Source organism: Streptomyces sp. NPDC006510, assembly GCF_040611955.1.
Lineage (GTDB): Bacteria > Actinomycetota > Actinomycetes > Streptomycetales > Streptomycetaceae > Streptomyces.
Window position 1 is genome coordinate 1 of sequence record NZ_JBEXPH010000242.1, and the last position, 10,571, is coordinate 10,571.

Genomic DNA, 10,571 nt, shown 5'->3' on the forward strand with positions numbered 1-10,571 from the left:
ATCGCCCGCGCCACCCGGTCGACGCCGGTCACCTGCCGCACGTCCAGCACGACCGGCCCCGCCTCCCGGGGGCGCGACTAGTCCAGCGCGTACAGCACCCGCTCGGCCGCCGTGAAGTCGATGGCGCCCTGGGCGGCCACGACCGCGACCCGTTCGCGCGGGGCACGGCCCCGGGGGCGACCCCGGCGACGGGCAGGTCGTCGGCGGTGGCGACGAGGGTGACGGTGGAGCCGGCCAACGCCGGATTGTGCATCAGATGCAGGCCGAGCCGCGAACTCGCCCACATCGGAAACTAGCTCACATTAGGAGCAGAGCGGACGAATCGACTCATCGACCCGTCGCTGGGACACTGGAGAGGCCCCGGTCGAATCCCGGGACGGGCCCCGGGCCCGTCCCAGCGAGAGGAGTGACCGCACCATGCCACGCGGATCCAACGCCAAGCGGGAACGGCAGTACGAGCACATCAAGGAGAGCGCGCAGGAGCGCGGGGTCAGCGAGGAACGGGCCGAGGAGATCGCGGCCCGTACGGTCAACAAGGCACGCGCCCGCGCCGGGGAGTCGAGGAACGCGAGCCGTACCTCCATCGAGGACATCTCGTCCTCCCGGCGCGGCGGTCTGCGCTCCCACAGCGGAGCGGAGGGGCCGACCCGCGACCAGCTCTACGAAGAGGCGAAGAAGAAGAACATCCACGGCCGGTCGCACATGACGAAGGCCGAGCTGGCACGGGCGGTCGGCCGCTGAGGTCACGCCGTCCGGGCCCGGGCCGCATCAGCCGCTCCAGGTCCAGTCGGCCACCTCGGGCAGGTCCGTGCCGTGTTCACGGATCCAGGCGTGATGGCGGGTGCGGACATCCGCCATCGCCTGGCGCACCGCCACGGCGCGGACACCGAGGCCGGGCACCCGGTCGATGACGTCCATGACCAGCCGGTAGCGGTCCAGGTCGTTGCGGACCACCATGTCGAACGGCGTCGTGGTGGTGCCCTTCTCCTTGTAGCCCCGCACATGCAGCTGCGCATGGCCCGCGCGCCGGTAGGCGAGCCGGTGGATCAGCCAGGGATAGCCGTGGTAGGCGAAGATCACGGGGGTGTTCCTGGTGAATATCGCGTCGTACTCGGAGTCCGGCATTCCGTGCGGGTGCTCCTCGCGGGGCAGCAGCCGTGCCATGTCGACCACATTGACCACCCGTACCGCCAGTTCCGGCAGGTGCCTGCGCAGCAGATCGGCGGCGGCCAGTGTCTCCAGTGTGGGTACGTCACCGGCACAGGCCAGCACCACGTCGGGTTCGCGGCTGCCGTCCTCCGTACCCGCCCATTCCCACACTCCCGCGCCGCGGGCGCAGTGCGCGCGGGCCTGGTCGAGGGTGAGCCAGTCGAAGGAAGGCTGTTTGCCGGCCACGATCACATTGACGTAGTCGCGGCTGCGCAGCGCGTGGTCGGCGACGGAGAGCAGGGTGTTGGCGTCCGGCGGCAGGTAGACCCGGACGACCTCGGGACTCTTGTTGAGGACGTGGTCGACGAAGCCCGGGTCCTGGTGGGAGAACCCGTTGTGGTCCTGGCGCCAGACGTGCGAGGTGAGCAGGTAGTTGAGCGAGGCGATGGGACGGCGCCAGGCCAGCCGACGGGAGGTCCTGAGCCATTTGATGTGCTGGTTGACCATCGAGTCGACGATATGGGCGAACGCCTCGTAGCAGGAGAAGAGGCCGTGCCTGCCGGTGAGCAGATATCCCTCCAGCCAGCCCTGGCACAGGTGCTCGGAGAGCACCTCCATGACGCGTCCGTCGCGGGAGAGGTGCTCGTCGGTCGGCAGCATCCGTTCCTGCCATGCCTTGGCGGTGGCGCCGTAGAGGGCGTCGAGCCGGTTCGAGGCGGTTTCGTCGGGGCCCACGACGCGGAAGTCGCGGCGCTCGGCGGTGGCGGCCATGACGGCCTCCAGCAGACCGCCGAGCACCCGGGTCGGCTCGTGCAGCACGGTGCCGGGCTTGTCGACCTCCACGGCGTGGTCGTCCAGCGGCGGGACGGGCAGATCGCGCAGGAGCAGACCGCCGTTGGCGTACGGGGTCGAGCCGAGCCGGGCGTCGCCCTCGGGCACACAGGCGAGCACCTGGGAGCTGGGCCGTCCCGACGCGTCGAAGAGTTCCTCGGGCCGGTAGGAGCGCATCCACGCCTCCAGCTGCCGCAGGTGGTCCGGATTGTCCCGGACCCCGGCCAGCGGGACCTGATGGGCGCGCCAGGTGCCCTCGACGGGGACCCCGTCGACCTCCACCGGGCCGGTCCAGCCCTTGGGGGTGCGCAGCACGATCATCGGCCAGTGCGGACGGCCGGTGCCGCCGCCGGTGCGGGCGGCGGCCTGGAGTTCCCGGATCCGGTCGACGGCCCGGTCCATCGCGGCGGCCATCGCCCGGTGGACGCCGATCGGGTCGTCGCCGCCGACGTACAGGGGGTCGTGCCCGTAGCCGCGCAGCAGGGCGTCGAGCTCCGTCTCGGGCAGGCGGGCGAGCACGGTCGGGTTGGCGATCTTGTAGCCGTTGAGGTGGAGGACCGGGAGGACGGCGCCGTCGTGCACCGGGTCGAGGAACTTGTTGGAGTGCCAGGACGCGGCGAGCGGTCCGGTCTCGGCCTCGCCGTCGCCGATGACGCAGGTGACGAGCAGGTCGGGGTGGTCGAAGGCGGCCCCGTAGGCGTGGGTGAGGGCGTAGCCGAGTTCGCCGCCCTCGTGGATGGAGCCGGGTGTCTCCGGTGCCACATGGCTGGGCACCCCACCGGGGAAAGAGAACTGCTTGAACAGCAGGCCCATGCCTTCGGCGTCGCGGCCGACGTCGGGATACGTCTGCGAGTAGCTGCCCTCCAGCCAGGAGTTGGCGAGGACGGCGGGTCCGCCGTGGCCGGGGCCCCAGACGCAGAGGCCCTGGACGCCGCGGGATCTGATGACCCGATTGAGGTGGGTGTGGACCAGGTTCAGCCCGGGTGAGGTGCCCCAGTGGCCGAGCAGACGCGGCTTGATGTCCTCCCGGGCGAGCGGCCGGGTCAGCAGCGGGTTGGCCATCAGGTAGATCTGGCCGACGGCCAGGTAGTTGGCGGCCCGCCAGTGGGCGTCGAGTGCCGCGATCTCCTCGTCGGACGGGGCGGACGTGGCTGCCCGGCCGAGGGCGTTGCTCATGGGTGTCTCCAGACGAGAGGCCCCCGTCGCGGGGCGGGCGGGACTATGCGGCGACGCGGGCCCAGGCCGTGTCGCCGACGGGCTCGGGGCCGTACCAGACCGTGGTCGCGTTGCAGAATGCGCGGATGCCCTGCCCGGCGAGTTCACGTCCGTAGCCGGAGCGCTTGACACCGCCGAAGGGCAGCGCGGGATGGGAGGCCGTCATGCCGTTGAAGAAGACTCCGCCGGCCTCTAGATCGCGTACGCAGCGACGTGCCTCGTCCGGGTCGCGGGTCCATACGTTGGAGCTGAGGCCGAAGGGGCTGTCGTTGGCGAGCGCCACGGCTTCGTCCAGCCCGCCGACGCGGTAGAGGGAGGCGACGGGACCGAAGGTCTCCTCGCGGTGGATGCGCATGGCGGGGGTGATCCCGGTGAGGACGGTGGGGGCGTAGAACCAGCCGCGCTCCAGTTCCGGGGCCAGACCTTCGGGCCTGCCGCCTCCGCACAGCGCTCGCGCGCCCTGCCGTACCGCGTCGTCGACCAGCTCCTCCAGGTCGGTGCGGCCCTGTTCGCTGGCGAGCGGTCCGACGTCGGTGGATTCCCGCATCGGGTCGCCGACCGTCAGATTGCTCATGCCCACGGTGAACCGCTCGGCGAACTCGTCGTACACCTCCGTGTGCACGATGAACCGTTTGGCGGCGATGCAGGACTGCCCGTTGTTCTGCGCCCGCGCGGTCACGGCGGTGCGGGCGGCCCTGGCGACGTCCGCCGACGGCATCACGAGGTACGGGTCGCTGCCGCCCAGCTCCAGGACGGTGTGCTTCACCTCGTCGCCGGCGATCGACGCGACCGAGCGGCCGGCCGGTTCGCTGCCGGTGAGGGTGGCCGCGGCGACCCGGCGGTCACGCAGGATCGCCTCGACCGCCCCGGATCCCACCAGCAGGGTCTGGAAGCATCCCGCCGGAAAGCCGGCCCGGCGGAACAGGCCCTCCAGGTACATCGCCGTCAGCGGGACGTTGGAGGCGTGTTTGAGCAGGCCGACGTTGCCCGCCATGAGGGCCGGGGCGGCGAACCGTACGACCTGCCAGAGCGGGAAGTTCCACGGCATCACGGCGAGCACGGCGCCGAGCGGCCGGTAGTGGACGTAGACCCGGGAGGCGCCGGAATCCTGCACATCGGCCGGGGACGGATGCTCGTCGGCGAGGAGTTCCTCCGCGTGGGCCGCGTACCAGCGCATCGCCTTGGCGCACTTGGCGGCCTCCGCGCGGGCCGCCTTGACGGGTTTGCCCATTTCGGTGGTCATGGTGCGCGCGATGTCCTGCTGGTCCTCGTCGAGCAGCCCGGCGGCCTGGTTCAGCAGCCGGGCCCGCTCGGCGAATCCGGTGGTCCGGTACTCCCGGAACGCGGTGTCGGCGGCGTCCAGCCGCTGCTCGACCCCCGCCTCGTCGAGCGCGTCGAATGTTCTGAGGGTTTCGCCGTTCGCGGGATTGACCGTCGCGATGGGCATGGCCGTGTCCTCCTTGCTCGGTTCTTCGACCGTGCCGTGCCGTGCGCCGCGCCGCAACGCGAACCACGCCGGGCGGATACCCGGCCGGCGCGGTCCGTGCGTGCGGTGTGCGCGTCGTCCGCGCCGGGAGGGGGAAGCGTTCAGCGGGTACGGATGGCGGCGGTACCGGTGGCCCGTCTCAGACGAGAGCGGGGTCGCATGCCGTCGCGGACTCGGCGACGGGGACGGCGGCCGCGGCGGGCGGGCGCCGGGACTCGCGCACACCGGGCAGCGGGGAGAACGGCACCAGGTCGACGCTGTGCGGCTCCTGGGCGTACCGGGTGAACCAGACGACCTTGCCCTCGGCCGTACGGCAGGTTCCCCAGCTGTCGCTCAGGGCCATGACACGGCTCAGGCCACCGCCGCCGTTGCTGAGCAGCCGCGGCATCCCGGAGCCGTTGTCGGCGACGGAGACCGTGAGATGCCGCCCGGACCAGCGGAGTTCGACGACGCAGTTGTTGTCGTCACCGACATGCCGGTGGACATTGGTCAGCAGCTCCTCCACACCCCGGCACACCGGCTGGATGTGGAGTTCGAGACGCCAGTGGCGGAGGTGCGCGGCGATTATTCGTCGCAGCTGGGACACACGCTCTGCCGAAACCTGGAATTCGACCAGATAGTGCCGGTCGAGTGGAACGGTCATCGTCGAGGCTCCTCACATCGAGGCCCACTGACTTCGCCCCGTTGAACAACGACCCCCGAACACGAACAGTGAGCAGATGTCACTTCTGGGTCACTCCACAGGGTGACCCGGCAGCACCGGTCGCGCAACACAGGGGACGAGCGCCCAGGTCACAGGAGATACGGCAGCAGCGTGTCCGGGGTGAGCGGCAGGCTGCGCAGCCTGATGCCGGTGGCGTGCCGGACGGCGTTGCCGATGGCCGCCGCGGCACCGACGATGCCGATCTCGCCGATGCCCTTGCTGCCCATCGGGTTGAGATGCGGATCCTCCTCGTCGATCCAGTGCGCCTCGATCTCCTGCACATCGGCACAGGCCGGCAGATGGTAGGAGGCGAGATCGTGCTCGGTGAAGTCGCCGAAGACGGGGTCCATGGTGGAGGCCTCGGTCAGCGCCATGCCGATCCCCATGGTCATGCCGCCGATGAACTGGGAGCGTGCGGTACGGGAGTTGAGGATGCGTCCGGCGGCGAAGACGCCGAGCATCCGGCGCAGTCGCACCTCTCCGGTCCGTCCGTGCACGGCGACTTCGGCGAAATGCGCACCGAACGCGTGGCGTGCGTACGGGGATTGCCCGGCGGTCTCCTGCTGGGTGTCGGCGGTGACGGTGAGCCCGTCGGCGGGGACCGGGCCGGTGCTCTCGCGCAGCTGGTGCAGCAACAGGGTGGACGCCTTGTGCACGGACCAGCCCCAGGAGGCGGTGCCCGATGAGCCGCCTGCCAGTGGGGCGTCGGGCAGTTCGCTGCTGCCGATGTCGATCCGGACGTTCTCCACGGGGGTGCCCAGGACGTCGGCGGCGATCTGCGCGAGCACGGTGCGGGCGCCGGTGCCGATGTCGGTGGCGTTGATCCGGATGCGGTACGAGCCGTCGGGGGCCGCGTGTGCCGAGGCGCTGGAGGCGGCGATGTACACGGGGTAGGTGGCCGCGGCGACGCCCGTGCCGAGCAGCAGTGGCCCCTCCTCACGGATCGCGGGGCGCGGATCGCGGTCGTACCAGCCGAAGCGTGCGGCACCCTTCTCCAGACAGGTGGCCAGGCCGCGGCTGCTGAACGCGCGTCCGGAGTCCGGTTCGTTCGCCGGGTCGTTGCGGATGCGGAGTTCGACGGGGTCCATGCCGAGGGCCGAGGCGAGTTCGTCCATGGCGGATTCGAGCGCGTACATGCCCGGGGCCTCGCCCGGTGCGCGCATCCAGGAGGGGCTCGGCACGTCCAGGGCGACCACCCGGTGGGTGGTGCGGCTGGTGGCGGAGCCGTACATGATCCGGGTCGGTACGGCCGCCTGCTCCACGAACTCCTTGATGGTGGAGGTGTGCGTGATGGTCTCGTGGTCGACCGCGGTGAGGGTGCCGTCGAGTTCGGCGCCGAGCCGGATGTGCTGGATGGTGGGGGCGCGATGGCCGACCACGGCGGCCATCTGGCGGCGGGGCAGCGCGATCTTGACGGGGCGCCCGGTGTGCCGCGCGGCCATGGCGGCCAGGACGGTCTGCGGGCGGGGGGTGCCCTTGGACCCGAAGCCGCCGCCGACGTGCTCGGAGACCGCGGTGATCTGCTGCGGCCGGAGTCCGAAGGCGGTGGCGAGGCTGTCGCGGACCGTGGTGGAGCCCTGGCTGGAGTCATGGACGGTCAGATGTCCGTCGTCGTCCCACTGCGCCGTCGTGGCGTGCGGCTCCATGGGGTGGTTGTGCAGGGCGCCGATGGTGTAGGTGGCGTCGACCTGTACGGGTGCCGTGGCGAAGGCCCGGTCGGTGTCGCCGCGTTCCCGGACGGCGGGGTAGCCGCCGTTGACCGTCTGAGGGGTGTACAGGCCGGGGTGGTCCTCGGTCAGCAGGACATCGTGCCCGTCGGTCTCGTACGTGATCCGCAGTGCCCCGGCCCCGGCACGGGCGCTCTCCGGACTTTCGGCGACCACGAGCGCGACGGGCCAGCCCCGGTGCGGGACCCGGTCGTTCTGGAGGACGGCGAGGGTCGGGTCGTCGGGCTCCTTCAGCCGGGGGGCGTTGTCATGGGTGAGCACGGCGTGCACACCCGGCAGGGCCAGGGCCTCGTCCGCTCGGATGGCGTCGACCCGGCCGCGGACGATCGTGGCGGGGACGGGCCTGCCGTACAGACACCCCGGCGGGGTGTGCTCGGCGGCGTAGCGGGCGGTGCCCGTGACCTTGTCCCGGCCCTCACGGCGGACGACGGGGGTGCCCAGTGGTGACGGGGCCTGGCTCATGACGGGGTCCTCACGGCGGGGGTCGGCGTCGGTGCGGTTGTTGCTCAGCTGTCGGCGGGGCGGCGTCGGTGCGGTTGTTGCTCAGCTGTCGGCGGGGCGGCGTCGGTGCGGTTGTTGCTCAGCCGTCGGCGGCGAGTTCGGCGAGTGCGTCGACGGCCAGGTTGCGGGCGAGGCCCACCTTGAACGCGTTTTCGCGCAACGGACGGGCCTCGGCGAGTTCGGCGTCCACCGCCCGCTCGAAGGTCTCGCCGGTGGCCGGTGCGCCCCGGAGCACTCCCTCGGCGGCCTGTGCGCGCCAGGGCCGGTGGGCGAGCCCGCCGAAGGCCAGCGCGGCATGCTCGATCCGGCCCCCGCGGACGCTCAGTACGGCGGCGACGGATGCGAGGGCGAAGGCGAAGGAGGCGCGGTCGCGGGCCTTGCGGTAGAGGGAGACAGCACCGTCCGGTCGCGGCGGCAGGACCACCTCGGTGATGAGTTCGCCCGGCCGGATCTCGGTGTCCCGGTCGGGGGTGTCGCCCGGCAGGCGGTGGAATCCGGTGGCGGGCACCGTCCGCCCGCCGTCCGGCCCGTGCAGGTGGACGGTGGCGTCGAGGGCGGACAGGGCGACGGCCAGGTCGGACGGGTGGGTGGCGACGCAGTGCGCGGAGTGGCCGAGTACGGCGAGATCGCGCTGGGCGCTGTCGAGGGCGGGGCAGCCGGCGCCGGGTTCCCGCTTGTTGCACGGCTTGGAGGTGTCCTGGAAGTACGGGCAACGGGTGCGCTGCAACAGGTTGCCACCGGTCGTGGCGGTGTTGCGGAGCTGCCCGGAGGCGCCGGACAGCAGCGCCTGGGACAGGACGGGGTAGCGGGTGCGTACCGAGGGATGGGCGGCCAGGTCGCTGTTGCGCACGGTCGCACCGATCCGCAGACCGCCGTCCGCGGTATCGGTCACCTGGTCCAGCGGCAGCCGGCTGATGTCGATGAGCCGGTCCGGGGCCTCGACCCCGAGCTTCATCAGGTCGACGAGGTTGGTACCGCCGCCGAGGAATACGGCACCGGGGTGGGCGGCGCTCTCCTGGACCGCTTCCTCGGTGGACCGGGCGCGGAGATAGGCGAAGGGCTTCACGGCGCCACGTCCTCGATCGCCTCGACGATACGGGGGTAGGCACCGCAGCGGCACAGGTTGCCGCTCATCCGCTCCCGGATCTCGTCGGCATCGAGCGGCACCGGGGCCGATACGGGTGCACTGCGGGCGGTGGCATGGGACGGGAAGCCGTCCGCCGCCTCGCCGAGCATGCCGACGGCCGAGCAGATCTGACCGGGAGTGCAGTAGCCGCACTGGAGGGCGTCGCGGTCCAGGAAGGCCTCCTGGAGGGGATGGAGCCGGTCGCCGTCGGCGAGGCCCTCGACGGTGGTGATGGCGGCGCCGTCGTGGGCGACGGCGAGCAGCAGGCAACTGTTGGCGCGGCGGCCGTCGACGATGACGGTGCACGCCCCGCACTGTCCGTGATCGCAGCCCTTCTTCGCACCGGTGAGGCCGAGGTGCTCGCGCAGGGCGTCCAGGACGGTGGTGCGGTGATCGAGCGTGAGCGTCCGCTCGGTTCCATTGATCTGCAGTGTCAGGGTGGAACGGTCACCGGTTGCTCCCGGCTGTTGCGCACCGTCGTCCCGCCCGCGAGAGGGGTCCACGCACTCGCACCTTTCAGGGGTGGCCTTTTGTCCGTTTTCTACCAGACATGCGATGGTTTCCCGCTTCATTGCTCCGCCGCCGGGCCGTGGCCCGTCGGCCTGTCGGCCCATCGGTCTACCGGGTCGCCAGGCGCAGCCTCACCTCTTCTTCCTGGTCGCCGGAGACGGCCCCGACGACCGTTACGTCGAAGGCGTGGGCCAGGCTCTGCCGGAGCCGTTCCACCGCCCAGTAACCGCCCTGCACATCGACGCTCACGGGCGCGCCGAGCGCGACCGGCCCCGAGACCACCCGCGCCTCGGTGACGTCGACGGTCACCACCCACGCGGTGGGACGCTTCCCCGCAAGGTTCTGCGGGACGTCGGCCGAGGCCCGGTCGGTGGTGAACGCGGCCCGCAGCACATCGAAGACCATCCGCGCGTCGGCCTTCTCGCACCCACTGATGACGACCGAGACCTCCTGGCCGTACCCGCTTTCCGGCGTCTGCTTCTCCTTGATGGTGTTCACCGCGGTTCCTTCCGCTCGGTGTTCCACATTCGAGGATGCCTCCAGACTCTCCCCGTGGCAGGGCGACGGCGACACGAGGCCGCCCGCGTGCGGACGCGGTGAACGCCACGACACCCGTGGCCCACCGAAACGCTTTCTATGTCATATCCACTTAAAACATGAATTCATGGCAATTACCGAGTGAGGTCTCCGCCTCGGGGTATCCGGCAAGCATGGACGTTTCGAACGCAGACCTGAGCTCACTTGCCCTCACCGTCGCCGACGGCCGCGGCGCGACCGGTTCGGTGATGGGCATTGTCGGAGTGGCGCTGGTGGGCGTGCTGATCGGGGCGGTCTGGCTGGGCAGGCGGCGCCGGGCCGAGGAGCTGCCACCACCCAGACCCGACGAGCAGCCACCACGGCCGGACCACCGCACCCACATCGAGGAACGCGATGTGCACGGCGACGACCACTTCCCGCCCGACGGCCGGGGGCTCTCCCCCTACGAGCTCGGTGACCACGGGAGCGAGACCATCCACCGCGAGACCGACGAGCGACGCGACTGACCCCGCGGCCCTGCCCGCAGCGGTCCACGGGGAAGCGCGTCGCGTGTTGCGGGGGCGACCGCCCCCGGCGAGGCTGGTGAGGGCCCGAAGGCCACGGGCGGACCCAGACCTCGGAACCGACGAAGGCAGTAGGACCATGACCGGAAGCCACCCGGGGAAGGCGTCGACACCGGCGCCGCTGACCGATCTGCTTTACACGTTCGCCCCGGCGGCACACCTCGTGCTGGCCGGGGCGTTCGTTTATCGGCACCCTCGGGCGTATAACGGCATAAGACGTTCA

The 10,571-nt window shown here is 71.3% G+C and carries 10 protein-coding genes; 3 read left to right on the forward strand and 7 right to left on the reverse strand.

From position 1 onward, the window contains the following. Positions 1-296, forward strand: a 296-nt coding sequence (locus ABZY11_RS39065; RefSeq protein WP_356483723.1) for a hypothetical protein, incomplete at its 5' end; no start/stop codon positions are given. 121 nt (positions 297-417) lie between these two features. Beyond that, complete coding sequence (locus ABZY11_RS39070; protein WP_356483724.1) at positions 418-741, forward strand: plasmid stabilization protein; 324 nt, start codon at positions 418-420, stop codon at positions 739-741. A gap of 27 nt (positions 742-768) precedes the next feature. On the opposite strand, the gene ABZY11_RS39075 is transcribed toward ABZY11_RS39070, so the two are convergent. From ABZY11_RS39075 to ABZY11_RS39105, 7 genes are all read right to left on the reverse strand, one after another. Beyond that, on the reverse strand, positions 769-3,156 hold the full coding sequence (locus ABZY11_RS39075; protein ID WP_356483725.1) for a phosphoketolase family protein: 2,388 nt from the start codon (positions 3,154-3,156) through the stop codon (positions 769-771). A 43-nt stretch (positions 3,157-3,199) separates the two neighbouring features. Then, positions 3,200-4,642, reverse strand: coding sequence for an NADP-dependent succinic semialdehyde dehydrogenase (locus ABZY11_RS39080; protein WP_356483726.1), 1,443 nt, complete (start codon positions 4,640-4,642; stop codon positions 3,200-3,202). A 178-nt stretch (positions 4,643-4,820) separates the two neighbouring features. After that, a complete protein-coding gene (locus ABZY11_RS39085; RefSeq protein WP_356483727.1) occupies positions 4,821-5,324 on the reverse strand; it encodes an ATP-binding protein in 504 nt (167 codons plus the stop codon). A gap of 149 nt (positions 5,325-5,473) precedes the next feature. Further along, positions 5,474-7,573, reverse strand: a complete 2,100-nt coding sequence (locus ABZY11_RS39090) for a xanthine dehydrogenase family protein molybdopterin-binding subunit (protein WP_356483728.1) — start codon at positions 7,571-7,573, stop codon at positions 5,474-5,476. A 118-nt stretch (positions 7,574-7,691) separates the two neighbouring features. Beyond that, a complete protein-coding gene (locus ABZY11_RS39095) occupies positions 7,692-8,678 on the reverse strand; it encodes a xanthine dehydrogenase family protein subunit M (protein ID WP_356483729.1) in 987 nt (328 codons plus the stop codon). Then, positions 8,675-9,241 (reverse strand): 2Fe-2S iron-sulfur cluster-binding protein, encoded by a 567-nt coding sequence (locus tag ABZY11_RS39100; protein WP_356483730.1) that lies wholly within the window; start codon positions 9,239-9,241, stop codon positions 8,675-8,677. The genes ABZY11_RS39095 and ABZY11_RS39100 overlap by 4 nt, the downstream gene beginning before the upstream one ends. Before the next feature lie 115 nt (positions 9,242-9,356). Continuing rightward, entirely contained in the window at positions 9,357-9,746 is a 390-nt protein-coding gene (locus ABZY11_RS39105; protein WP_356483731.1) for a hypothetical protein, read from the reverse strand. A gap of 212 nt (positions 9,747-9,958) precedes the next feature. Between ABZY11_RS39105 and ABZY11_RS39110 the strand changes: the two genes are divergently transcribed. Beyond that, positions 9,959-10,291 (forward strand): DUF6479 family protein, encoded by a 333-nt coding sequence (locus tag ABZY11_RS39110; protein WP_356483732.1) that lies wholly within the window; start codon positions 9,959-9,961, stop codon positions 10,289-10,291. Positions 10,292-10,571 lie beyond the last annotated feature (280 nt).